Origin of the sequence: Devosia soli, assembly GCF_000970455.1 — a bacterium.
Taxonomy (GTDB): domain Bacteria; phylum Pseudomonadota; class Alphaproteobacteria; order Rhizobiales; family Devosiaceae; genus Devosia; species Devosia soli.
The window spans coordinates 837,116-859,667 of record NZ_LAJG01000014.1 but is presented as its reverse complement, the minus strand read 5'-3'; the positions used below and the strand labels follow the sequence as shown (position 1 = coordinate 859,667).

22 protein-coding genes are annotated in these 22,552 nt (G+C 59.2%); 6 read left to right on the top strand and 16 right to left on the bottom strand.

What is annotated here, in order from left to right:
* Positions 1 to 18 precede the first annotated feature (18 nt).
* The 4 genes from VW35_RS08220 to VW35_RS08205 all read right to left on the bottom strand — a co-directional run bounded on the left by VW35_RS08220 (position 19) and on the right by VW35_RS08205 (position 4,323).
* On the bottom strand, positions 19 to 1,314 hold the full coding sequence (locus tag VW35_RS08220; protein ID WP_052951582.1) for an ABC transporter substrate-binding protein: 1,296 nt from the start codon (positions 1,312 to 1,314) through the stop codon (positions 19 to 21).
* Between the two features lie 26 nt (positions 1,315 to 1,340).
* Positions 1,341 to 2,192 (bottom strand): metallophosphoesterase, encoded by an 852-nt coding sequence (locus VW35_RS08215; protein WP_046142425.1) that lies wholly within the window; start codon positions 2,190 to 2,192, stop codon positions 1,341 to 1,343.
* A gap of 41 nt (positions 2,193 to 2,233) precedes the next feature.
* Entirely contained in the window at positions 2,234 to 2,875 is a 642-nt protein-coding gene (locus VW35_RS08210) for a TetR/AcrR family transcriptional regulator (RefSeq protein ID WP_244465848.1), read from the bottom strand.
* A gap of 251 nt (positions 2,876 to 3,126) precedes the next feature.
* Positions 3,127 to 4,323 carry a sensor domain-containing diguanylate cyclase gene (locus VW35_RS08205; protein WP_161796875.1) on the bottom strand — a complete coding sequence of 399 codons (1,197 nt, stop codon included), beginning with the start codon at positions 4,321 to 4,323 and terminating at the stop codon, positions 3,127 to 3,129.
* Between the two features lie 447 nt (positions 4,324 to 4,770).
* Between VW35_RS08205 and VW35_RS08200 the strand changes: the two genes are divergently transcribed.
* Together VW35_RS08200 and VW35_RS08195 are read left to right on the top strand one after the other, a co-directional pair.
* Positions 4,771 to 5,427 carry a ferritin-like domain-containing protein gene (locus VW35_RS08200; protein WP_046142423.1) on the top strand — a complete coding sequence of 219 codons (657 nt, stop codon included), beginning with the start codon at positions 4,771 to 4,773 and terminating at the stop codon, positions 5,425 to 5,427.
* A gap of 12 nt (positions 5,428 to 5,439) precedes the next feature.
* Complete coding sequence (locus tag VW35_RS08195; RefSeq protein WP_046142422.1) at positions 5,440 to 6,096, top strand: ferritin-like domain-containing protein; 657 nt, start codon at positions 5,440 to 5,442, stop codon at positions 6,094 to 6,096.
* A gap of 63 nt (positions 6,097 to 6,159) precedes the next feature.
* Here the strand turns inward: VW35_RS08195 and VW35_RS08190 are convergent, their stop codons facing one another.
* Together VW35_RS08190 and VW35_RS08185 are read right to left on the bottom strand one after the other, a co-directional pair.
* On the bottom strand, positions 6,160 to 6,858 hold the full coding sequence (locus tag VW35_RS08190; protein WP_046142421.1) for an anti-sigma factor: 699 nt from the start codon (positions 6,856 to 6,858) through the stop codon (positions 6,160 to 6,162).
* Positions 6,855 to 7,409: a sigma-70 family RNA polymerase sigma factor gene (locus VW35_RS08185; RefSeq protein WP_342016720.1), complete on the bottom strand. Its 555-nt coding sequence runs from the start codon at positions 7,407 to 7,409 to the stop codon at positions 6,855 to 6,857. Before VW35_RS08185 ends, VW35_RS08190 begins: the two co-directional genes overlap by 4 nt.
* Positions 7,410 to 7,564: 155 nt before the next feature.
* Between VW35_RS08185 and VW35_RS08180 the strand changes: the two genes are divergently transcribed.
* On the top strand, positions 7,565 to 8,347 hold the full coding sequence (locus tag VW35_RS08180) for a DUF4394 domain-containing protein (RefSeq protein ID WP_046142420.1): 783 nt from the start codon (positions 7,565 to 7,567) through the stop codon (positions 8,345 to 8,347).
* A gap of 41 nt (positions 8,348 to 8,388) precedes the next feature.
* Here the strand turns inward: VW35_RS08180 and VW35_RS08175 are convergent, their stop codons facing one another.
* The 5 genes from VW35_RS08175 to VW35_RS08155 all read right to left on the bottom strand — a co-directional run bounded on the left by VW35_RS08175 (position 8,389) and on the right by VW35_RS08155 (position 13,583).
* Positions 8,389 to 8,754 (bottom strand): response regulator, encoded by a 366-nt coding sequence (locus VW35_RS08175; protein ID WP_046142624.1) that lies wholly within the window; start codon positions 8,752 to 8,754, stop codon positions 8,389 to 8,391.
* 11 nt (positions 8,755 to 8,765) lie between these two features.
* The gene (locus VW35_RS08170) at positions 8,766 to 10,295 is read right to left on the bottom strand and encodes a sensor histidine kinase (protein WP_046142419.1); all 1,530 of its coding nucleotides are present in this window, start codon (positions 10,293 to 10,295) and stop codon (positions 8,766 to 8,768) included.
* 424 nt (positions 10,296 to 10,719) lie between these two features.
* Entirely contained in the window at positions 10,720 to 11,064 is a 345-nt protein-coding gene (locus VW35_RS08165) for a response regulator (RefSeq protein ID WP_046142418.1), read from the bottom strand.
* A gap of 51 nt (positions 11,065 to 11,115) precedes the next feature.
* Positions 11,116 to 12,120 carry a sensor histidine kinase gene (locus tag VW35_RS08160; protein ID WP_046142417.1) on the bottom strand — a complete coding sequence of 335 codons (1,005 nt, stop codon included), beginning with the start codon at positions 12,118 to 12,120 and terminating at the stop codon, positions 11,116 to 11,118.
* Between the two features lie 26 nt (positions 12,121 to 12,146).
* Entirely contained in the window at positions 12,147 to 13,583 is a 1,437-nt protein-coding gene (locus VW35_RS08155; RefSeq protein WP_046142416.1) for a DUF7125 family protein, read from the bottom strand.
* Between the two features lie 446 nt (positions 13,584 to 14,029).
* Here VW35_RS08155 and VW35_RS20940 point away from each other — a divergent pair, with 446 nt between their 5' ends.
* Positions 14,030 to 14,257 (top strand): hypothetical protein, encoded by a 228-nt coding sequence (locus VW35_RS20940; RefSeq protein ID WP_162836644.1) that lies wholly within the window; start codon positions 14,030 to 14,032, stop codon positions 14,255 to 14,257.
* A 44-nt stretch (positions 14,258 to 14,301) separates the two neighbouring features.
* Here VW35_RS20940 and VW35_RS08150 read toward each other — a convergent pair whose 3' ends face one another.
* From VW35_RS08150 to VW35_RS08135, 3 genes are all read right to left on the bottom strand, one after another.
* A complete protein-coding gene (locus tag VW35_RS08150) occupies positions 14,302 to 14,991 on the bottom strand; it encodes a PAS domain-containing protein (RefSeq protein WP_046142415.1) in 690 nt (229 codons plus the stop codon).
* Between the two features lie 458 nt (positions 14,992 to 15,449).
* On the bottom strand, positions 15,450 to 17,867 hold the full coding sequence (locus VW35_RS08140; RefSeq protein ID WP_200896880.1) for a YbcC family protein: 2,418 nt from the start codon (positions 17,865 to 17,867) through the stop codon (positions 15,450 to 15,452).
* 29 nt (positions 17,868 to 17,896) lie between these two features.
* The gene (locus VW35_RS08135; RefSeq protein WP_200896871.1) at positions 17,897 to 19,498 is read right to left on the bottom strand and encodes a proton-conducting transporter transmembrane domain-containing protein; all 1,602 of its coding nucleotides are present in this window, start codon (positions 19,496 to 19,498) and stop codon (positions 17,897 to 17,899) included.
* A gap of 74 nt (positions 19,499 to 19,572) precedes the next feature.
* On the opposite strand from VW35_RS08135, the gene VW35_RS08130 reads away from it, so the two are divergent.
* Positions 19,573 to 20,451 (top strand): LysR family transcriptional regulator, encoded by an 879-nt coding sequence (locus tag VW35_RS08130; RefSeq protein WP_046142413.1) that lies wholly within the window; start codon positions 19,573 to 19,575, stop codon positions 20,449 to 20,451.
* Positions 20,452 to 20,506: 55 nt separating this feature from the next.
* On the opposite strand, the gene VW35_RS08125 is transcribed toward VW35_RS08130, so the two are convergent.
* Together VW35_RS08125 and VW35_RS08120 are read right to left on the bottom strand one after the other, a co-directional pair.
* Positions 20,507 to 20,953 (bottom strand): GreA/GreB family elongation factor, encoded by a 447-nt coding sequence (locus tag VW35_RS08125; protein ID WP_046142412.1) that lies wholly within the window; start codon positions 20,951 to 20,953, stop codon positions 20,507 to 20,509.
* 186 nt (positions 20,954 to 21,139) lie between these two features.
* A complete protein-coding gene (locus VW35_RS08120; protein ID WP_046142411.1) occupies positions 21,140 to 21,349 on the bottom strand; it encodes a hypothetical protein in 210 nt (69 codons plus the stop codon).
* A gap of 810 nt (positions 21,350 to 22,159) precedes the next feature.
* Between VW35_RS08120 and VW35_RS08115 the strand changes: the two genes are divergently transcribed.
* A complete protein-coding gene (locus tag VW35_RS08115) occupies positions 22,160 to 22,540 on the top strand; it encodes a response regulator (protein WP_244465846.1) in 381 nt (126 codons plus the stop codon).
* Positions 22,541 to 22,552: the final 12 nt, after the last annotated feature.

Sequence of the window (22,552 nt, the reverse complement as noted above, 5' to 3'; positions counted from 1 at the left end):
GCCGGCTCCCACGGCGCATCAGGGCATCAATGCCTGTGCGTTAGCCTGCGCATCGGTCAGGGTCTGCGCGACGTCATTGGTGCCAAGGACGGCTTCGGTGACGGCTTCCTTCATCATCGACTCCGCCTGGCGGTAATTGGGGCCAGGGAAGGCAACGTTTGGCGTCAGGCGCGAAAGCTGCTCGAGATTGGGGCGGATCAGCGGATGCTCAGCCGTCCACGGACCAAGGAACTTCGGGTCGTCGACGATGTCGAGGCGGAGCGGCAGGTAGCCGATCTTGGAGGTGATGATGGTGTAGCCATAGTCCGAGGTCAGGAACTTCATCAGCTCGTAGGCGGCGCGCTGCTTGATCGGATCCTGCGAGAAAGCGTAGAGGGCCGAACCGGAATTGGTCGGCGCCGTCGGCTTGTCACCAAAGGCGGGCATGGCGGCCACGCGCAATTCCCAATTGCCTTCGGAGGCCTTGGACAGCGAGCTCTGCAGCGCACTGGTATAGAGATACATGCCGAGCTGGCCGGCCGCGAAGGCTTCCTGCGGGTTGGACGGATCGAGGCGGGCGTGGGCGCCGCTGTCGACCATGTCGCGCAGCATCTGCACTGCCTCGATGCCGGCGGGATCGGCGAAGGTCAGCGTATTGCCATCGCGCACTTTGCCGCCGTTGGACATCAGAATGGCCTGGTAGACGAAGGTGCCATCCGCAGGACCATAGGCGCCGGGGAAGAAACCGTCGGCATCGGTCTTTTCGACGATGGCTTCGGCTGCGGCATTCACCTCGGCCCATGTCTTGGGCGGATTGTCCGGGTCGAGCCCTGCCTGACGGAAGAGATCGGCATTGTAGTAAAGGATCGGGGTCGAGAAGGTGTAGGCCAGACCATAGGTCTTGCCGTCGATCTTGCCGAGATCGACGCCGCGCGGGATCAGGCCATCGACGAGTTCGGCATAGCCTTGAGCACCGGCCATGTCTTCGAGCGGCTGGGCGCCGAGGTCGGAGGCGAGATAGATCAGGTCGCGGAAGACCAGCTGGGCAACGTCAGGCTGGATCCCCGCAGCCATGTCGGCCTGAATGCGGGTGATGATCTCATTCGAGGGGACGCCGACGGTTTCCACCTTGATCAGCGGGTTTTCTTCTTCGAACTTGGCGATCATCTCGCGGGTGGCATCGGCCCCGGCGCTCGCGGTGGCGAGGTTATAATTGTAAAAGCTGATGGTCACCGGTTCGGTGATTTCTGCAGCCATTTCGGCGCGGGCTGCCCCGGTCATGGCCGTTGCGCCGAGCGCAAGAGCCGCCAGCTTGAGGAAAGTGCGTTTTTGCATCGAGGGGTGTCCTTTTCGAGGAAAAGCTATTCGGCCGCGTTGGTCAGCGCCGCTTCCTGCTTCTGTCGGAGCAGGGAGAGGTCGTAGCGGTTGAGTTCACGCCGCGTTTGGGGAAGGGGGACGAGCGCCATTGTCAGCCCCGAAGACCGGATCGTGCCGATGCCGAAGGAGGCGCCTTCGACCATGCGGAGCACGTTCGTCGTCAAAATATCGGTGGCTGCGTGCTGGCCCATCCCCACGATGACTGGGATGCCATGCCAGACCGAGAAGCGATCGTGATGGATATGGCCGGACAGAATTCCAAGCACATTCCGACCCTTGAGAAGGGCGGCCAGCTGCTGGCTCTGATCGAATTCGATGGTGCGCCAATGATCCCATGGCGGGGCATCGCCGAGCGCAGGCGCGTGATGCGCAACGATCAGTTTCGGCAGGTCGGCATGGCTGTCCAAACGGCCTTCGAGCCAGGCAAACTGCTCGGGCGTCAGGCTGCCACCGATCTGTCCGGGCGTGGTCGTGTCGAGGGTGATGATATGGGTGCCAGCGATGACCTGATCGTGGTCATAGGGCGTGTCGAGGTCGCTGGTGCGCTCGAGCATGCCCTCATAAAATCCGGGCCGGGTGTCGTGATTGCCGATCGCATAAACCACTGGCAGATCGGTCGCCGCCATGATGGCTTTGAGCTGACGATAGCTGTCGACATCGCCGCGATTGGTCAGGTCGCCGCTCGCCACGATAAAGCTCGGCGTCTGATCCATGGTGTCGATCATCTCAAGCACACGGGCGAGCGTTGCCGAGGTGTCGCTGAACAAATGATCGTCGGGGACTGCGGGATTGCCGACGTGCAGATCGGTGATGTGGATAAAGGTGGTCTCGGCCATAGCAAGCTCCTCGGTTGGAGCCTGACTAAAGCCCTCCCGTCTCAGTGACGTGACGGGATTGGAACGCTGTTTGAAATCGGCGCCACGAACATGGGCGCGGTTGCGGCAACGATCTGCGCGATGACGCTGTCGGCATTTTCAAGATCGATGGCGTGCTGGGTCAGTTCCAGCGTTCTCTGGCGGTTGCGGGTCATCTGCGTCCGCACGCCCAAAAGGCAGGATATCCGGAAGCCGATATCAACCTCGCTCAGCCACGGAGCTATCTTGCGGAAATGCGGGATGAATTGCAGGTGATGTTCGATGTCTTCGATCATCGGTCGAAAGATTTCCGGATGATCACTGGCCTGAGCCAAGGTCGTCATGTGCCGCATGACATTGTAGCTGGACGTGGGATCCAGGCTCCATCGGATAGAGGGGCCGACCAGTGCGGCAATAAGGTCTTCCACCGATGCAGGAGCGGGATGGGTGCGTTGCACTGCACTCTGCAAAAGCCTCAGACGCTCCGCGTTGAGGCGAAGGTAGACCCGCTCCGCCGTCGAGAAGACCAACTGCTGTAGACTGCCGAAGTGATAGTTGACGGCACTGACATTCGTGCCGGCCCGCTGGGTGATCGAACGGACCGTGACTTCGTCAGGGTGCGCTGCGGTCGAAAGCAGATGCTCGCAAGCTTCTCGCAGCTTCACTTGGGTCTGATGCTCCGCCATAGCCAACACATTGGCGATCGCAAATGACAGGCGAATGAAGGCAGACCGAATGTGTGCTATCGCATTTCGCACACCCAGAGCGGTCGGTCGGTTTATCACCTCCTGAGAGCTGGTCTCACAACGACCCGATTTAGTACTTCAAGAGACGTTTGGCTTCCCTTCAAGCCTGCCGCCACACCTCGAACGAGTTGCGAGTTGGTCACAGCGACGCAGTTGCAGAGTTGTTAGAATCAGGCGGCGTTGAACAGGCGCCAGGTGCCGCGACCGGCAGACTTCGCAGCGTAGAGCGCGGCGTCGGCATCACGGTAGAGCGTATCCGCATCCTGCCCTTTGCGCATGGCAATTCCGAGCGATACGCCGATCCTATGTTGGTGCGTTCCGAGTTGAACCGGGTGTCCAAAAGCGTCGATGATTGTCTTGGAAATGCGCTCCATTTCAACACTATCGCGGCTATCGGTGAGAATTGCGAATTCATCGCCGCCGATACGCGCCACCAAAGCGCCGGGCGGAGCGCATTGGCGCAGACGCTCCCCGGTTTTTATGAGGCAGGTGTCACCGTGGACATGGCCGAGCGTGTCGTTAACGGCCTTGAAGTTGTCGAGATCAATGAGGATCAGTGCGCCCACGGGAACGCCGTTTCGCTGACCGTGAAGGTCCTCTATCCACGCATTGAAAAGACTGCGATTGGCAAGGCCGGTCAACACATCTGTTTGAGCCAAGAATCGCATGCGTTCGGCCATGTGCTTTTCTTCCGTGATGTTCTGCTTCATCCCGAAAATCCGCCGGGCGACGCCCTCTACGCCATCTACCGTTGCGGTAATTCGCATCCAGCGTGGGTTGCCCTTGGCGGTGATGATCTGAGCATCGAAGTTGAAGTCGCCACACGTAGCAATGGCCTCGGCCCTGAGTGCCTGCATTTGCCTTGCCGACTCGGGTGAATACATCTTCAGAGTGGTGTCACGGTCGATGTGTGAGTTCCGCGGCAGCTCGAAGAGATCGTACACGCCGTTGGTCCATGTCAGTCGCCCATCAGGCAGCGAGCATGACCAGATGCCGATGCGGGCAGTTGCTGACGCACGCTCCAGAAGACATTGTCGGTGGCGCTCGGCCTCGCGTCTTGCGGCCATTGCGAACTGCCCCGCCAACTCGATGATCCGAGCAAGCAAAATATAGCTGGAATTTTCGCTGCGCGGGCGGGTGTCCCAGAGCACCAGGCAGAGCGGGCGATCTTCTTCGATGGTGGGAATTGGAACAATCAGAAGAAAGGGAGCGAAAGACTGCTCTCCTTGCGGGAAAACCTTTGCGGAGTCATGAAAGAGCGAAGGGACGGGGTCGGAGCAAGGCAAAACGCCCTCGTGGGCGATCCAGCGGCCCGCTTCAAGCAGGCCGACACCGGCGCACGCGGCCAACTGCCGAACGTGACTCATAAAGAGCTTTAGGGACGCTGGGTGCATGGCGACAACACTGGACGATGGCTAAATCAATGGCGATGTCTTGATGAAGTCGCACTCTATCGTCCGCCTCTTAAAACATTGTTTCTTCGTACATTTTCTCTAAGAAACGTTGGAGGGAGCGGCCACGCGAAGATTGGCCCCTCAGCATGAGCCATGCCTCAAGCCTACTTTCCCCGCTTAGCAAGTCCGTTGGGAGCAGGCGTTAACGCCACCGTATCCGCAGACGACCTCATTAGAGCCCTTAGAAACGTCTCGGAATATTCCAAGGGCCGCCGTTGGAGGTTGCGAGACGCTGCACGCGCATACGTCAAGCTGCGAAAATAGTTTCGCTATAAATCGATTGTCTCCGGCGTATTTCGTCGAAACTTGATCCTCGGTCCAAGCCGTAGCTTCTCCGGAACCCATTCGGAGATTTCTAACATGCAAAGCAAGACCAGCCTTTCAAGGCGCCACCTGCTGAAGTGGGCGGGGGCCGGCACGACGGTGGCGATCGCGAGTGCCGTGTTGCCTAATTTCGGTATCAGTGCCGCTTTGGCCGCCGAATTGGGCGATGGCGACATCGGCGTACTCAATTATGCGTATGCGCTCGAACAGCTCGAAGCCGCCTTCTACACTCAGGCGCTTGAGAACCCGTTCGGCAACATGCAGGTCAACGACCAGCGCATCCTACAGCAGATTCGCGACCACGAAATTGCCCATCGCGACTTCCTCAAGCGTGCACTGGGCTCCAATGCCATTCCAGCGCTTGAAGTCGATTTTTCTGCCGTGGATTTCTCAAGCCGTGCCAGTGTTCTTGGAACGGCAGATGTTTTCGAGAATCTTGGTGTCGCGGCCTATAACGGCGCGGGCCAGCTCATCTCCACGCCGGACTATCTTGTTGCCGCCGGTTCGATCGTATCGGTCGAAGCACGCCACGCTGCCGCCATTGCGGACCTCTTGAGACCGTTCAGCGCCGAGGCTGCTGGTCGAGGCAATGTCGATCAGAAGGGTCTCGACAAGGCCTTGTTGCCATCGAAGGTGCTGCCGAAGGCTGCTCCATTCATCGTGACCGAAGTCACCGCTGCCACCTTGCCGTAAGGAATTTCTATCATGAGCAACGACAACACCATTCTCGGCGCCATCGAGCCCGAACTCGTCGATAGCATCGCTTTCAGCCGTCGCGATGTCTTCACGCGTTACGCCAAAGCCGCTGGCATCATGACCAGTGCTCCACTGGTTCTAGCCTTGGCGTCCAATCAGGCGTTCGGGCAAAGTCTGCCGCAGCAAGTTACGGACACGCTGAATTTCGCGCTGACGCTAGAATATCTAGAGGCCGCCTTCTATGAACAAGGCAACAAGTCGGGCGTCATTCCATCGCAATACAGGTCGGTCTTCCGCACCATCGGTCAGCACGAAAACGCTCACGTGAAGCTGCTCAAGGGTGTGCTGGGGTCTGCTGCTGTTGCGGCACCGGGCGTGGACTTCACTGCTGGCGGCAAATATGCTGACGTTTGGGAAAACTTCGACACGTTCCTCGCGCTCAGCCAGACCTTTGAAGATCTCGGCGTCGCAGCCTACAAGGGCCAGGCTGGCAACCTAATCGGATCAAAGGAAATTTTGACCGTTGCCCTGCAGATCCATTCGGTTGAAGCCCGCCATGCTTCTGAGGTGCGCCGCATCGGACTCAAGTTCGGTTGGGATGGCGCCTTCGACAAGCCTTTGAGCAAGAAGGCCGCACTCGCTGCCGCGACACCATTCCTCGCCTGACCACTATTGTGTCAGTATCCTGCCTTGGCCCTGGACCTATCTGGTCCGGGGCCGATCTTTTGTTCATACTGGCTGCTTGGCAAAACCTTTCACGAGGATCGGTCCGGTAGGTCGCCCGGTTGGCGAGCCTGGCGATGGTTCAACGGTAATTTCATAGAGTTGTCCCACATGCGGCGCCGGAAGATCAGGACCAGTCAGCCGCAATGTCGATGCATCAGTGAATGTGCCGAGCGACACTGGGCCGGTATCGGCGTCGGGCAAGGTCCAAACCTCGAGAACCTGCCCGGGCGGTATCACAAAATTATCGAGTGAGATGACGCGAACGCTATCATCGGCAAAAGCTTCGATGATAGCCCCCGGTGTGGCGTCCGCTTCGTTGACCAGAACCGCGATCATTTCCGGCTGCCTGGTGGTGCCGAGTGTGCTGCCAACCATGTAGCCGACGCCGAGCGCCACAACGATACTGGCCGCCGCTGCGAAAGGTAGCCAAGCCCGAGAGGGTGAGGCAGTTGGACGGTTGCGTAGAGCGGCCAAATCAATGGGCGAGGAGCCGAGGCGAGCCTCGATCTTGTTCCAGAGTTCGGGGTTAGGGGGCAGGGCGGCCGCGGTGTCATCGAGGCGGTGAAAGTGGTCCCGCAGCTTGTTCACCGCCTTTGCCAGTTCTGTGTCCGAAGCGATCTCCGCCTCAAAAATGCGGCGTTCATCATCGCCGAGAAGACCCAGAACATACTGCCCTGCCTGCTCCAACTGATCGGATGTCATGCGAGGCACTCCTGCAAAGCCAGAACGCCGCGCCTGATCCAAGCCTTCACTGTACCCAGAGGAGCCTTCAAGGTCGCGGCAGCCTCGCCATGGTTAAGTCCAGTGACATAACAAAGGAGAATGGCTTGCCGTTTGGGCTCGTCAAGCGCGCCCAGACAATGTCGAAGGGCATCGCGTTCCGACAGAGTATCGAAGGCTGCCAAAGCATCGAATTGCCGATCACCCAGGTCTGAAATGACGCCCACATCATGATAATCGACGCGTGCGTCGTCTCGGATGAGGTTCAGAGCTCGGTTGCGGGTCATCGTTGTCAACCATCCGCGAGCGGACCCCCGAGATGGATCAAACTGATCTGCTCGAGCCCAGACGGTGATGAAAACCTCCTGTACGACATCCTCTGCCAGATCACGGCGACGGACGATGCGTTGAGCGATTGCCACCAGGCGTCCTGACTCGTGGTCGAATAGAGCGGCAAGTGCATTTCGGTCGCGGCGACCAATGCGCGCCAATAGGTCTGAAATGTCAGTAACATCCGGCATGAGCATCAGCATGAGCGAGTTCTCTTCCCTTGTCGATTACCCTTGGCTGCGACCTTCAGATGCACTGCCGCGAAAAAAAGTCGTGTGGGCTGCATCCGGAATGCCGTCGTCACGGGTAAGGGGTCTGTAAACGGCGCAAATCTGCGCCGGCAAAGAGGAGACGTCTTATGCTTGCCACGTTCGCCTATCGCAGCATGCTCGCCATTTCAGCGCTCACCATTGGTGCCGGTGCCGCACTCGCTGCCCCAGCTATCGGCCTTTCCGGGAGCAAAACGCTGGTCATGTTCGACACAGAAAGCCTTGAAGTCAGCGGTACCATGGAAGTCACTGGCGTGGATGGCCTTGCCGGGATCGATGTTCGCCCCGCTGACAAGATGCTCTACGGCGTGTCACTGGCCGGAGAGATCGTGACCATCGATACTGCCACGGGTGCTGCCACCGTTCAAAGCACGCTTTCTGAAATGCTGCCGAGCTTTGAGGGCGCTATCGTCGATTTCAACCCCATGGCTGACCGTCTGCGCTTGATGGCAACCGATGGGACCAATTTCCGGGTCAATGTCGATGACGGCGCCGTCACCGTTGATGGCTCGCTGGCGTTTGAAGACGGCGACATGCATGCCGGTGAAACCCCGGCCATTGTTGCTGCCGCCTATATCAACTCGATCGGCAAGCCCGAAGCGACCGCCATGTATGATATTGACGCCACTATCGTTGGTTTGATCCAGCAGACTTCGCCGAATGATGGCACGCTCGCCGCTATCGGCAAGCTCGGTATCGATGGCGCTGACAATTATGCTTTCGACATTGCCGCCACCGAAGACCTGACCAACACGGCCTATCTTGTTGCAGGTTCAACCCTTTATACGGTCAACCTTGAGACTGGTGCGGCAACCGAAATCGGCGCGATCGAAGGCGCTGATGCGTTTACCGACATCGCTGTCCTGCAGTAAAGCTGACCGGCCTCCTTCGGGAGGCCGGACCTTCATCTGCGTCAGCTCATCAAACGGCGAAGGGCACTTATCAGATTGTCCGGGTCGTAGGGTTTTGGGACGAACTCGGCTTCTGCAGGAATTTCATCGAGCCTTACGTGCTTGTAACCGGACGTGACCACGATCTTGATTGGTGGCCATCTGTCGCGCACGGCGGCGGCAAGCTTCAAGCCATCCATTGTTCCGGGCATATCGACATCAGTGAAGACCAGTCGGATGTCGAGATTTTTTGTCAATATGGCTAGAGCTTCGTCGGCGTTAGCCGCTTCACGAACCAGGAAGCCTTCGTTTTCAAGGCGATCGACGATCGCCATCCTGACCAGCGATTCATCCTCAACGACCAGGACTGTTTGTTTCGAGTGCGCCATGTAAACCAGCTTCACTTTTTAAAGGGCTTTGATGCAGTGACGCTTTCCGCATCGGTTTCCAGGACACACCGAACGCCCTCTGGAGCATAATCGATGCTCACTTCTCCGCCAAAATCGGAGGCCAACACCTTTGTGATTAATCTTGAGCCAAATCCGGCTCTGCTGGGCTCTCTTACCTCTGGGCCACCATTCTCAGCCCATCTGAAGACAAATCGTTGTTCGTCTTCCGCCGCAATGAAATCCCACGAGATCGAGACGATGCCCGTCGGGGTGGAAAGTGCCCCATATTTGGCGGCATTGGTGGCAAGCTCATGGATCGCGAGGGCCATGGAAAGAGCCTGCTTCGGATTGAGATCGATATGGCGTCCTAGGACGGAAACCCTCTGCTCATTGGGCAAATGAGGCAGCAGAGCGCCTTCAACAACTTCCCGTAGAGAAGCCGTGGTCCATGTCCGGGTAGTCAGAATGTCGTGTGCAGTCGCCAATGCGCTTAGGCGCGAGCTGAACAGTTGCCGTCTGTCGGCAATGTCTTCTCCCCGTAAGGTTTGAGCGGCAATGGCTGCGACCATGGCAAGGCTGTTCTTGATACGGTGCTGCAATTCGCCGGAGAGGACTTGTTGAGTTGCGATCGATTCCACGAGCGCCAGTTCGGCCTTCTTGAGGTCGGTGACGTCGCTACCCTCAACAAAAATGCCGTTTATCCGGCCGGCTTCGTCGTACATGGGCTGATAGACGAAGTTGAGATAGCCGTTCTGAACCGGTCCGCCCGGGGTATGCTGAAGTTCAATCTGCATACTGCGGCCCACGAAGGTTTCGCCGGTCGTGAACACCTTATCCAAGAGCTCATAAAATCCTTGGCCGTCAATGTCTGGAAAAGCTTCGCGCACCGTTTTGCCAATCACGTCTCGATGCCCGATAAGTTGCCTATAAGCAGCATTGGTGATCTCGAAACGATGCTCGGGACCTGTCAGCACTGCCATGAAGCTCGGCGCTTGTTCCAAAAGCGTCCTGATCCGGTCGAGCTCTTGCCCTCGCATGCGCCCCGAGATGACTTCAGAGGTGATTTCGAGAGCGGTACAGAACATGCCCGCGACTTGGTCAGTCTCGTCATGAACAGGGGTATAGCCGAATGAGAAATGCGTTTCGGTCGGCCGACCGTTTCGCATCATCTGGAATTCGATATCGTCCATGTAGGTCGGGGTGCCGGCATAGGCTGCGTCCATGATCGGGCCGACATCCTCAATGATGTCGGCCCAAACCTCTGCAAACGGCTTGCCCAATGCCCAGGGATGACGGGTGGTGCACATGGGTGCATAGCCATCATTGTAGAGCATGGTGCGCTCAGGTCCCCAGGCGATGAACATGGGTTGCTTGGACGTGAGCATGACCTGCACCAGCGTCCTGAGGCTTCCCGGCCAGGTTGAAGGAGCGCCCAGAGGCGTAGTGGCCCAATCGTAATTACGGATGAGTTCGCCAAGCTCGCCACCCCCGGCAAGGAAAGCGGAATTTAAAGCGACGCTATGCTTACCATCTGCGGTCATGACTTCGGTCCAGATTGAAGCAGTAAGTGCTTGTTTGAGAACAAGTGGCTTTCGTCAAGCCAAACTTACTCGACGCATAGCTCATGTTGCAATTTCATGATGCTTCACTTGGCAACGCTGGGCCGCAGTCGGATTGTTGACCTCTCGTGTCGGATGAGGAGAGCGGTCCGCTACGGAGATTGAGGATGCGTTTCCGGGGCGAAGAAGAGGCTCTGTCCGAGAACAACATAAGTCGGCAGCTGGAATGTCCAGCGACGGTCAATTGAGGTCGCTTGCCGATAGCTGATCGGAGTCATTCAAGCCTGGAAGGCTCATAGAGAATTGCGCGGTGGCCAAACATCAACAGCTCTGGCCGTAGCACTTGCGCTTACCCTCGCCGTCAGGGCAAGGAGCGCTTCGATTGTCAAATTGGATGCTACCCTGGTCACTCGGGCACCAACAGCAATCCGTCGGCGAGTGACTGAAGCGAAACCGGCTTTGAAATCGTGCCTAAAGCAATATCACCGGCATCAGCGGCGATATGGTCCTGCCCTGTTAAAAACAGACAGGGTATTTTTCGATCTTTCAGCCAGCGCGCGGCATGCGGCCCCGTTCGACCATCTGCCAGGTCGACGTCAATGAGCGCCACATCCATCGAATAGTTCTCGAATTGCAGCTTGAGGGCTTTGAAGCTATCCAGGGAACCGACGTAAGTGTGCCCCAAGTCCTCCACCAGTTGCTCGACATGGAACGCGATTAAGGGATTATCTTCCAAATAAAATATTCGCATGCGGCGATTGGCGCTCCTTGTCACAAACGAACGCCTCCCAGCGTTACTGGTTCAGTTCGGCCGAGAAATGTTTCCCTTGGCGGAAAAACGGAAGCCCTCTACTGTGTACTCAAATGTGGGCGGATTGCCGAAAAACATGGTCATGGCAGAGCGCAAATAGCGCGTTCCGTATCCTAGCCGGCTTGGTTCTTTGGCAGGCGGGCCGCCGCATTCTATCCAGGAAAGAGCGAGCTCACCGCTCGTTTGGCTATGGGACCAAATGAGGTCGACATTGCCGTCATCAACTGACAAGGCGCCGTATTTGATCGCATTGGTTGCAAGCTCATGCAGGCACAGCGCAAGGGTCGTGGCTGCTTCGCGGTTGAGCGGTACATCCGGACCAGAAGCGCGAATACGATATGCCCCTTCCCGTCGATACGGCTCCAAGATCAAGGCCGCTACTTCGGACATCGAGACCTGCTCGCCGGCAGCATCGAACACCGTGGAATGGATGCCGGCGAGCGCAGACAGCCGCCCCCTGAAATCTTGCTTCAAATCGGAGAGCGATGCCGCCTGCCTGGCCGTCATCTCGAAGATTGAAGTGACGCTGGCCAAGATGTTTTTGACCCGGTGGTTGAGTTCTCGCCTAAGCTCGACTTCCCGCTCCAGGTTTTCATACAAGTCCTGCTGGCGACGCCGCGCGAGCAAGCCAGATTGGACGCCGCTGATGAGCTCCGCGGGTCTGACTGGCCGGTGATAAAACAGTTGACGCGCCCGCGGCCATACGCGGTTAAGGTGGAGCCTTAACGTTTCGGTTCGTGCGTTCTTATCGAGAAGCACAACGACGGGCAGCTCCGACCAGCTTGGCTGCGCCTCCAGATGCGCGGCCACCGTTTCCAAAACCTCAGGCTTCAACGCCTCATGGGTGGCCACCAGCACTCCGGGGACGCCTCGGAGCTGGTCTGCTAATGTGTCGCTGTCGGTCGCAACGCTGGCGTCGATCTCGTGGGCCAGAAGAAGTTGGCGCACATAGTCCGCATCCCGGCGGTAAGGTGCCAGGATGAGCACCTCCTGCATTTTGCCAAAGCTGAACAGCGGTTCGCTCACGCCTCTGGCAGCGGGTTATATGGAACCACCTTCACGCCGGAACTGTCGATGAGGAGTTCGTGTACATCCAGGTCATGGGGACCGTGACGCTTCTTGACGACCGTGATATTGCGCCGCAGTCGGCCGTCATGCTCGGAAATCCGGAGCAGCAGCACCGTGTCCCCCAGGAAGCTAACGTCGACGTCGATGCCGACATTCTGACCCAACAGTCCGTGTTGAGCCACTATCAGCATCGTCAGAACGCCCGACCGTGCCAGGTATTTGAGAAGCGACTGGATGTCCCTTACGGCCTTGTCGCGATGTGGCACCGAATTGAGATAGCCCGTGAAGCTATCGATGACGACCACCCGGCTGTCCTGTGAGGTCACGATCTGCTGCACGATCTGCGCGAATTCGCCAGGCGAGACATCGTTGGGGTTGAAGTCGCAAATAGTGAGCCTGCCGGCGTCGTAGAACTCGCGCATGTTGAGTCCGAGGCCCTCGGAGCGTCGGAAGAAAGTTTCGAGCCGCTCTTCGAACAGGAACAGCGCGACATGCTCTCCACGCTTCAGCGCGGCGGTCGCATAAAGAGATGCCATCGTCGATTTACCGGTGCCCGCCTGGCCAATCACCAGCGTTGTCGTCCCCGACTCTTGGCCACCGCCAAACAAATCATCGAGTGTGCTCAGACCAGACTTTATCAGTTCCGGCTTGTGCTGCTGAGTGGCTTGGTCTGGCACGATCCGCGGGAATATGACAACGCCGTCGCCGTTGCGGATTGCCATGTCATGGAAGCCGTCAGCGATGGCGACGCCGCGCATCTTGCTCACTTCCATCCGCCGTCGCACCGGACCGTATTCCTCCAGCGTTTTATCGAAACGGATGACGCCATGCGCGATGCCCTCCACTTCTTCGGCGTTAACGCCTTCGCTGGTCTGTGTATCAAGCAGCAAGGCAACTACGTCCCGCTTAGCCAGAAATGCCTTGAAACCGATAAGCTCGCGCCGAAATCGAGGCGTGTCGCCGGTAAGGAGGCGAATTTCCAGAAGGGAATCGTATACCAGTCGCGACGGCTTGTACTCGTCGATGGCACGCTCGATGGCGAGCCGGGTTTCGTCTAGCCGCAGCTCGGCAGTCTGAAAAATGGTCTGGTCGGCCGCGCCGTTCACATCATCCGAGGCTGAAAGTTCCTCGACCCTGATCCCCTCCATAGACCAGCCATGGGAAACGGCAATGGAGGTCAACTCCGCCTCGGTCTGCGATAAGGATACATATATGCAACGCTCCCCTTGCTCGACGCCAGCTCGCAGGAACTGAAGGGCTGCCGTAGTCTTGCCGGATCCCGGTGCGCCTTGCAGCATGTAAAAATTCTTCGGAGGCAGGCCCCCGCGCAGAATTTCATCCAAACCTTGAACGCCGGTGGCCACCGGCTGAGGTTGCTTCGATTTTTTCATCGACGTCCCAGTTGTGCTGCGCGCAACCAAGATGGTCACGATGACATAGTCGCAATCTAAACGCCCATCGGGGATATGGCGAACAAAATCGGAGTACGTCGAAAGGGTAGGCGTGGTTGGTCTCGTGCAGCCATCAGCCTTCTCGGACGTCAGACGCATGAGCCGGCGCTCGCCAGCCACTTGTCGCCTCGTCAACAGCGAACAGATGGTATGTGGCGTGGTCTCTTCGCTAGTTCTTTGGCGGGATTTTTGGAGTTTATCGAGACTTTAGCGACAGATGTTCGTCGCGTCAGGTTTTTGACTCGGGTCAAGCAATGCAAGAGCTGAACGAGAGTATTGCTGGTGACCAATCTAGGGCGAAGGGTGTTGCCATCGCCGGGATGACTTTAACGGGCGCCGGCGACTGGGGACATCGGATGTGCTCTCGCCTGAGAGCGGAGCATGCGATGTCGATCCCTATCGATCCATCAGGGCAGTCTGATACCCCCCGGTCCTGGGAACCTGTTTCAAGCGCGCCGTTCGATCGCACCATTGAACTTGCGGTCATCGATGATGACGGCATACACGCTCTCGTTTTTCCGTGCCGCCGCATTGTCGGTGGGTGGATGGATGCAGAACAAAAAGACAGATTGTCGGGTTTAGAGCCAACACACTGGCGAGAATGGCAGGCTTGACCTGATGCGGTACGCAGGCAGTCGCTCCCGAGGAATGACGTTCCTCACCTTGCCCCGTCTGTTGTTCCGTCCCTGGACTGACGTTCGGCTTCTTCTTCCAATGCGATTGCGAGCGCTTGCCTGGTTTCGTTGTCGGCGAGCAGCTTCAGATCGTAGGCCGCCGCCAGCGCTCCCACAATTCTGGCATTCTCGTCGCGAACGGGAATAGCCGCAACCCGGACCTCACTTGATCGGCCATCTTCGCTGGTGAACACAAATGCGATCCCAGGGTTGACGGCGTCACCACGCAAGGCGCGCGCACCGGGCCATTGCAGGGGTCTGAGTTCGTCCGCGCTTTGAAATCGGCGCATGCGATCAGCGTCTCGGGACGGAATCCTGCTTGGCACCAGGTGCTGCATCGCTTCATTTGCGATGATCATGTTGCCATCCGCATCAACGAGACCGATGCCGAACGGGAGCCCCTTCAAGCTTTGCAGAAAAGCCTCACGCAGCGCAGGATTTCGCACAAACAAGTCTGAATCGAATGCTGTTCTCGCCCTTGCTGCGAGGAGATCGAGGAGCGCGGCAAGATCGCGCTCGGCTGCAGCCGACTTAAGCCGAGCCAGCGTCTCTTCTTCCGTCGCCAACAACGCTGTCATCGTTCGGCGGCGTGCCTCATCCAATGGACCGGCAAGTTTCTGACGGAAATGCTTAACGTTCAGCTCTGCCACGAAGATCCGTTGATCCCATTTCATCACAGCATTGGGACAAGGCCCATCCTCCCGCAAGTATAGCTCCTGGTATCCAAGGTCCTACGATAACGAAAAGGTGAGCTTAACTCTTTGCCCGGCAGGAGTCCTCGAAAATATTTCCAGTCTGAACCAATGACCGGCGTGGCAAAGCCGAGTTGAAAGTGACCAGACACACCGCCAAATAGTGCTTTCGGCCAAAGATAGATCGGGCCACCGGAGTCTTGCGAACCGTCTTGAAGAAGCGGCAGCTTTCACGAGACGTTAGGAGCTTCCTTGATGTCTCGAAAGCGGCGCTTAATAGCCCAGTCTTCAGCGCGCTTCAGAGCGAGCTGGGCGCGCAAGATGTGCGCGACCACTTCCTTCTTCCGTACATGGTGGACAGCACGGCCTTCCGGCCGGAGTAGAGCGGAGACCAGTGGCCTACGGCGGCTTCGGGGGGGCAGGTTTTGAATTGAGGGTCTTCATGCGTGTGCCTGATGAAGCGCGGCCTCCATTTCCACTTCGTGCCATGCAAGATCGCCGGCGTAGCGCCAGGCCATGCGGCCGTCGTCGTCCAGTGCGAAGAGATGCAGCCAGCGATTGTCGAATAGTTCCCGGACGTTTGGGTGGCGCTCGAGGATATCCGTGATCGCGTCGCGCGGCGCCTCTATCAAAACGGAGAGCCGCAGCGGCTCATGAACGAGCCGTTCGCCGTCATGGACAGACTGCCAGGGCAACCCCGCCCGCAGGATACCAGCATTGCCTTCGACCACTCCTATGCCGCCCGTGACGTTGTGTAGGAGCTTGTTGCCAGCGCCGAAAAGTTCGGGCGCAATCGCCGAGCCGTAATATTGCAAGCTGATCCAGCTCGCGACGACGACCGGCGCGGTCAGGATCAATTCCAGCACGCCGAAGTCCTTGTCCATACGCCAGTCATAATCGTGCAGAAAGGCGCGCCCCCGCAGGTCGCGGCCGGCAGTGCGCAACCGCGGAGCCGCGACGAAAGCCTCACAGCCGGCGAGGGCCCATTCGGGCCGTAATTCGGCCCAGTCACGCGCGCGCCGGGTGATATCGGCTTGCTTTTCGGCGCGGGGCAGGCGCATGGCCCGCTCGGCGCGGGCGAGCCTGCCCGCGGACTGCAGCCAGCCTTTGGCGGCTGCAAGGTCGGCGGCATGTTCAGCTGACGGATGATCTTTGTCGTAAATCGTCACGTTATCGGTGGTCGTATCGTGGAGAGCCGCCAGGAATAGCGTGTCGTCAGGAATTGCAATGCCGCGCAAGACAAGGCCGGCGCGCACGGCGGGTTCGTTCAGCAGTGAGGCGAGCAGCCGTGCATTGACCTCGCCCGAATAGCCGCCGCAGGCACCGCAGTGTAGCGCGCTGGCATGCGGATTGTTGACGACATTGGCGCCATGCCCGGCGATCAGCACAAGCTTTGCGAACCGGTCCGTGAGCGACATCGCCCTGAGCACGGTCTCGGCCATGGCGATCCGCTGGTCGAGGCCAATCGCGTCGACTGGCCGTGGCGCCGGGTCGTTCGGCGCGCCGTTGCCGGTCAGTCCCAGCGCATCGCGCAGAAGCTTACCGATATAGACCGGACCCGTCGCCTCGACAAAGGCAAAGGAGGAGATGGCGGCGAGCTTGAAGCGGCCCCAGGCACGCCGCGCACGGGCAGTGATCCGTGCCGCCCGGTCCGCCTGCTCGGTCTGCGGCGTTGGCTCTCCCGAGCAGGTGAAGAGTCCGGGCTTAAGCAGCACGGGCAGGCGGGCTTCCACCACGTCCGAGCCGAAGCGGCGGTGCGCTATGCCCATGCCGAAGAAACCGGCGAAGCCCAGGGTGCTGATGCCGGGATCGAGCGTTTCCAGCGCGCGGCGAAAGATCTCCGAGCGCACGTCGATGCAGAATGCCATCTGCATTGCAGGACGCGACGAAGCTGTCGAACCAGACCCCGTACCGGTGAAGAGGGCCCGTAGCCTGCGCTGGGCTGCGCGCTCAGCAGCCTCCTGGAAAATCGCATCGACGTTATCATCCGGGCTTGTGGCGACCGGTTCGGCGTGGGCCATTGCAGTCTTGTGCCATTGCTGGCCGATTTCCCTTTCATACCGGCGCAGCAACGCGGCTTCCCAGACGAGCCGAATGGCGAGGAGATCGGTAAGCGTGGAATCCGTCTTGCCGGTGAGCTCGGCCTGCCAAAGACGATAACGCGCGAGCTGGCCCCAGCCGCCAAGACCGGTCAGCAGCCGGTGGAAGCAGCTTTCCAGCGCCTCCCCGCACAAGCCCAGCGTTTCGACGGCGTCGATTATAGCGGTCTCGGCGCTTCCCGGTGCGTCCGCGACGGTGCGTGCGAAGCCAGCGAGCCCAACGATCTCCGGGGTCAGGTCATGCATGGCGGCGGTGCGCCAGGAGGAATAGGCACTGCGACCTTCAGGTGTGGCCCAGAGCGCTTGGCCCTGGTCGAAGTGGCCCGCCGCCCAATGGCTGATGCGCTCATCAACAACGGCCTGCCAATCGATGCCGCTGGCCTCGGCTGCCAATTCGGCGACGGACGGCAAAGCCCGCGCCGCCGATCTCTCGACATGTAATGCCCTCTTCAGCGCGGTAACCGTTTTGGGGCGCAGCGATGCGGGCGCCGCATCGAACGCCTCGGTAAGGTCGTCGTCGGTGAGGTCGCCACTTTGATGACGTTCCAGATACCAGCGGCGCGGCATGGTCAGTCGGATGCCGCCGGCACGCTTCAGGCGCGCCGCGGCAACAGCCAGCGGTTCGTTCGTCTGGCCGAGAAACGGATTGACAGCGACGCTGGACGCCAGCGGCCAGAGCGGAGGGATGGCGCGTGCCGCGCCGTCTGCGGCAGCCAAGATCGCTGCGTTGCCGGGAAGGGAAGGCTTGGGTGTGATCATCAGCATGAGGTATCCCTGATCCATGAGCATCACGAAGGCTTGCGGACGGACCATCCGCCCAGCATGCGATCGAGCATGGCATTGACATAAAGTCCGTTGGCCAGATGGACGCGAAGGCCCGCGACTGCCGGGTGACCCGCCCAGAGCGGCAACAGCGCCTGCGCGACCGCAACGAGGCCGAAGGTCAGGACGGCGAGCGCCATCAAGGTCCATTCGAGCCGCCCCGGGGCGGGTGTCGCCGGCAGCACGCCCCCCGTCAGCCATTCGGCTGCCGTCTGGAGCGCGAAGTAGCCGAGCGCGGCCGCAGTCGCATAAAGCGTCATCCTTGTCGTCAGGGCCCTGGGCGCGGCATCGGCCAGGCCCTGGGCCAGGAGATAGGCGACGCCGAAGATGAGGATGGCGCCGAGTGCAAGTGACTGGGGCGACTTGTGCTCTAGGCCGAAGCCGAAGCCGAAAGCCGCACCGATCGCGAAATAAATCGCGAGCGCTAGGACAAAAGCGCGAGCGACGGCGCCGCCATCCGGTATGGCGACGGGACCCGGGCGACGGATGGAGACAATCTGTTCGACGGCGCTGCCCGAGGCCAGGAACGCATGCGCCTTATAAAGCGAATGGGCCACGATGTGGAGCAGCGCCAGAGGGAACAGTGCCAGCCCGCATTGCAAGATCATGAACCCCATCTGTGCCACGGTCGACCAGGCGAGTGAGGTCTTTACCGCCGGCTGGGTCAGCATCACGAGCGCGCCGAACAGGGCTGTAAAACCGCCGACCATCGCCAGCACCGCCAGTACGCCGGGCGCAAGCAGCATGACGTCGGCAAAGCGGATGAGCAGGAAGCCGCCCGCATTGATGACCCCGGCATGGAGAAGTGCCGAGACCGGCGTCGGCGCCTCCATGACTTCCGTCAGCCAGCCATGGGTCGGGAATTGCGCAGACTTCAACAGTGCCGCAAGTGCCAGCAAGCCTGCTGCGGCCGGCGCGTACCAGGAAACGTCGCCCGCTCGCGCCATGGCGTTGATCGCTGCGATGTCGGTCGTGCCGAACGCCATGCTCATCAGCAGCAGCGAGCCAGCCAGCGATAAGGCACCGATGATCGCAAAAAGCCGCTTTTTGCGGGCTGCGCGCTGCGCCCCGATGCGGTGGGGATAAAAAAGTAGCAGCCGATGAAGCGCAAAGCTCGTCGCGATCCACGCACCGAGCAGTTGAACGAGATTGCCGGCCTGAACGAGGAGAAGGACGGCGGCAAGCGCCGCGCATAGCCAGCCCGTGAAGGCGCCCTGGCGGGCTTCGCCATCGAGATAGGTGCGAGAATAGCGCACTACGACCCACCCGACGAATGACACGAGTAGCATCATGGTCACGCTAACCGCGTCGAGCCGGGCAGAGAGGCCGATGCCAGACCACCCAATCAGTGCACTGCCGCCCTGCACATGGAACAGCAGGAGAGCCAACGACGCCGCTGCGATGGCGAAGGCCGTCAAGGTGGTTCCCTCAGCAACTGCCGCTACGAGCGGCGGCCTTCGACCCTGGCGAGAAGACGCAAACAGCGCAGCGAAAAGCAAGAGAAGTGGTGCGGCGAGCGGCAGCAGATTGAGCGACAAGATGATTTCCTGGGTGCAGAAGCGACACATTGCTCTGCTAGCCCGGCCGTCGACTTAAAGAAAATGCATTGTATTCTCATTTTCGTTCGTTATTATCGAACGTAATGGCTGCGCTCAATTATCACCATCTGCGATACTTTCGCGCTGTCGCCCATGACGGCAACCTCACACGCACGGCCGGACGCCTGAACTTGACCCAGTCGGCGCTTTCGGTGCAGATCCGCAAACTGGAGGAGCAGCTGGGCCATAGGCTCTTCGACCGGCGCGGCCGACAGCTTCACTTGACCGAGGCCGGCAGAATAGCGCTCGACCACGCCGATGCGATATTTGCGACCGGGGAAGAGCTGCTCGGCACGCTTCGCGACACCGGCAGGGCGCGCCAAGCCTTGCGGGTCGGGGCACTCGCCACGCTGTCGCGCAACTTCCAGATGGAGTTTTTACGGCCCGTTCTTGGCCGGACTGACATCGAGCTGATCTTGCGCTCCGGCGGCGCCGCGGAGCTTTTGCGCGCGCTGGAAGCGCTGAACCTCGACGTCGTCCTGATCAATCAGGCGCCCGCCGGCGATGTCCTTACGTCCTTCGTCGCGCATAGGATCGCAGAACAGCCCGTCAGTCTTGTCGGCACACCTGACCGGTTCCGTGGCAAATCGAGCTTTGTCGATCTCCTGCGCGAGCATCCCATCATCGTGCCGACGCTGGACAGTAGCGTGCGCGCCGGATTCGATGCTCTCGTCGATCGCCTCGGGGTGCGCCCGCAGATCGTTGCGGAGGTCGAGGACATGGCGATGATGCGGCTTCTGGCCCGCGAAGATATCGGCCTAGCCGTCCTTCCGCCCATCGTCGTCAAGGACGAGCTGGCGGCCGGCCTCCTCGTCGAGGGCGATGAGCCAATGGGAATCACGGAGACCTTCTTCGCCGTCACCATGGAACGCCGTTTTCCGAACCCAGCTTTGAGAACGCTCTTGCAGCAGGGTTCGGCGTAGAACGAACTGGTTCAGCTAATCAAAGGGTTTTGCCGACCTGCTGCATTCTCAAGCATCAGCAGGTGACAGGACTTCGTTTCGGGGTGTTACCTGACGAGTTTGCCACCTGAACGACCTCCACTTGATCTGCTGAACCGTCCGGCCCCATCCATGAAAGGATTTGCCCGGGCCGCAGGCCAAGAAGCGCCGCGCCGTGCATCGACGTTGCTGCCAGACGAAAACTGGCATCGCGCCCATGGTCTCCCGGCAGAACAAGTTTGACCGTGCGTTCAGCACCGTTTCTCGCCTTGTACCGGACGATGCTGTTGAGACGCACGACGTCCGCGGGCAATGCGGCGTCTTCGACCACGGTGGCGCGATCCAATTCGTAAAGCAGGAAGTCAACTTCATCTGCCTGATGTGTGACGTCCGTCAGCGCGGCGGTGGTCAGACGTTTCTGCTCGCTTGCTCCTATCAGTATCTCGGGGGACTGCAGCCAATCGGCCAAGGTTATGGTCGTCATCGGTACGCCCCGTTCGTTTCAGAGTTTGATCCTGCGCCGCTGGCTCGGTCGAAAACGCTGAATAGATGATCTGGTGCTGCTTTGGGGCTGTTATAGTCCCTGAGGCACCAAGGGCATCGGCTGGCAGAACGGGGGCGTGGCCCAGAGCAGGACCGGCAGAACCGAAGTACCTTCACTGCAACCTCCTTAAATGCGAGACGAGTTGGCGAAGGCTTCCAGCAGCTGCTGGCGGTCTTCGAGAGACAACAGTTTGATCGTCATCGTTTCGGTTTTGATGGGGGTCTGCTGCGGCAGGCTATAGCTCAAGGCAGGAACATGGGCTTCTGCCCACTCGCGGAATCGACGCAGCTTGTTGCCGCCGCTGACGGGGAGGGTAACGGAGTACATGAAGGTCATCGTTTGCCTCATCGAGACAGACGCCGTCGACACATGCTGAACATGCGCACTCAAGCGTCAAGAAAATGGGGATGAGTTAGAGCACCCTGGTGCCACTCTTACCTTTGGCAGGTAGCAGCACCAGGCAATCAGCCTGCCGGACGATGACCTGTATCTTTTGGGCGATTGGTAAAAGTATTTGGGCTCATGCGGGCGATCATGGCCATATTTTCTACTTTGTCAAATGCGCGAGGCAGACTGCTTTTCGGACGAACAATAGACGAACGTTATTCTTTCAGGATCGATCGTTTTTCTTGAAGGGCGACCCGCTGGTTTCAAGGCGGTCAATGCCGATACTCCCCTTGCTCGCCATCAAGCCGATGGGACCATCAATGGCGCATGTCCACGCCCACTTCTACATCGTGCGGAAAAAGTCGCGGCCGGCCGCGGTTCCGGTCAAACGCGCAAAGCTTTCCAGTCAGGAGACTTCGCATGCGGGAAGGCGATGAAAGAAGTTTCAGGAGACGCCGGGATACGAACTGCGAAATTGGTCCACGAAACGGTATTTTTGTGAACACCGGTACGCCGTCCGCGATGGGCAGCTGGTACCGGCGAGGCGCCGCTGCAGTAAGCTGAAGAACCACCAAAATCGTCGCATGTTGATGTCGTGGACTAGCTCCTGACACAGTGGCCTGACGAGGGTGGTGGGAAGGGGGGTATTTTCGCAGTGATCCAAGCTTCGGATCATGACGTACGCTCCTCAATGCTTAAGTTCAATTGCCGCGCTTAATTGCCAGTCGACCACCTTAGGGGTTCATCGAGATGTCTGTAATGCCTGTTCTGCTTGTCGTTGAGGACGAAACACTCCTTCATATTGCCATAGAAGACGAGCTGGCTGATGCCGGTTACGACCTTGTTTTCATCTCGAACGGCACGCGGGCAATCGAGGAACTTCATGCAAACGGTCAAAGATTTAAGGCGTTGATCACGGATATTCGCCTTGGGCCAGGTCCCAATGGATGGGAGGTTGCTCATCGAGCGCGAGAACGCCTGCCAAGCCTGCCTGTCCTCTACATGTCCGGCGATAGCGCCTCCGAATGGGCAGCAAACGGCGTCCCAAACAGCGTTATGGTGTCCAAGCCTTTCGCCATGTCGCAACTGGTAACCGCAATTTCACAGCTCATCACCGAAGCGGACATGCGGAGCGCTTGACCCAGGGTGGCG

Bases quoted from the DNA above. Each gene is read 5' to 3' on its own strand.
- VW35_RS08220 (WP_052951582.1), bottom strand. From the start codon at position 1,314: ATGCAAAAACGCACTTTCCTCAAGCTGGCGGCTCTTGCGCTCGGCGCA.
- VW35_RS08215 (WP_046142425.1), bottom strand. From the start codon at position 2,192: ATGGCCGAGACCACCTTTATCCACATCACCGATCTGCACGTCGGCAAT.
- VW35_RS08205 (WP_161796875.1), bottom strand. From the start codon at position 4,323: ATGAGTCACGTTCGGCAGTTGGCCGCGTGCGCCGGTGTCGGCCTGCTT.
- VW35_RS08200 (WP_046142423.1), top strand. From the start codon at position 4,771: ATGCAAAGCAAGACCAGCCTTTCAAGGCGCCACCTGCTGAAGTGGGCG.
- VW35_RS08195 (WP_046142422.1), top strand. From the start codon at position 5,440: ATGAGCAACGACAACACCATTCTCGGCGCCATCGAGCCCGAACTCGTC.
- VW35_RS08190 (WP_046142421.1), bottom strand. From the start codon at position 6,858: ATGACATCCGATCAGTTGGAGCAGGCAGGGCAGTATGTTCTGGGTCTT.
- VW35_RS08185 (WP_342016720.1), bottom strand. From the start codon at position 7,409: ATGCTGATGCTCATGCCGGATGTTACTGACATTTCAGACCTATTGGCG.
- VW35_RS08180 (WP_046142420.1), top strand. From the start codon at position 7,565: ATGCTTGCCACGTTCGCCTATCGCAGCATGCTCGCCATTTCAGCGCTC.
- VW35_RS08175 (WP_046142624.1), bottom strand. From the start codon at position 8,754: ATGGCGCACTCGAAACAAACAGTCCTGGTCGTTGAGGATGAATCGCTG.
- VW35_RS08170 (WP_046142419.1), bottom strand. From the start codon at position 10,295: ATGACCGCAGATGGTAAGCATAGCGTCGCTTTAAATTCCGCTTTCCTT.
- VW35_RS08165 (WP_046142418.1), bottom strand. From the start codon at position 11,064: ATGCGAATATTTTATTTGGAAGATAATCCCTTAATCGCGTTCCATGTC.
- VW35_RS08160 (WP_046142417.1), bottom strand. From the start codon at position 12,120: ATGCAGGAGGTGCTCATCCTGGCACCTTACCGCCGGGATGCGGACTAT.
- VW35_RS08155 (WP_046142416.1), bottom strand. From the start codon at position 13,583: ATGAAAAAATCGAAGCAACCTCAGCCGGTGGCCACCGGCGTTCAAGGT.
- VW35_RS20940 (WP_162836644.1), top strand. From the start codon at position 14,030: ATGTCGATCCCTATCGATCCATCAGGGCAGTCTGATACCCCCCGGTCC.
- VW35_RS08150 (WP_046142415.1), bottom strand. From the start codon at position 14,991: ATGAAATGGGATCAACGGATCTTCGTGGCAGAGCTGAACGTTAAGCAT.
- VW35_RS08140 (WP_200896880.1), bottom strand. From the start codon at position 17,867: ATGATCACACCCAAGCCTTCCCTTCCCGGCAACGCAGCGATCTTGGCT.
- VW35_RS08135 (WP_200896871.1), bottom strand. From the start codon at position 19,498: ATGTGTCGCTTCTGCACCCAGGAAATCATCTTGTCGCTCAATCTGCTG.
- VW35_RS08130 (WP_046142413.1), top strand. From the start codon at position 19,573: ATGGCTGCGCTCAATTATCACCATCTGCGATACTTTCGCGCTGTCGCC.
- VW35_RS08125 (WP_046142412.1), bottom strand. From the start codon at position 20,953: ATGACGACCATAACCTTGGCCGATTGGCTGCAGTCCCCCGAGATACTG.
- VW35_RS08120 (WP_046142411.1), bottom strand. From the start codon at position 21,349: ATGACCTTCATGTACTCCGTTACCCTCCCCGTCAGCGGCGGCAACAAG.
- VW35_RS08115 (WP_244465846.1), top strand. From the start codon at position 22,160: ATGCCTGTTCTGCTTGTCGTTGAGGACGAAACACTCCTTCATATTGCC.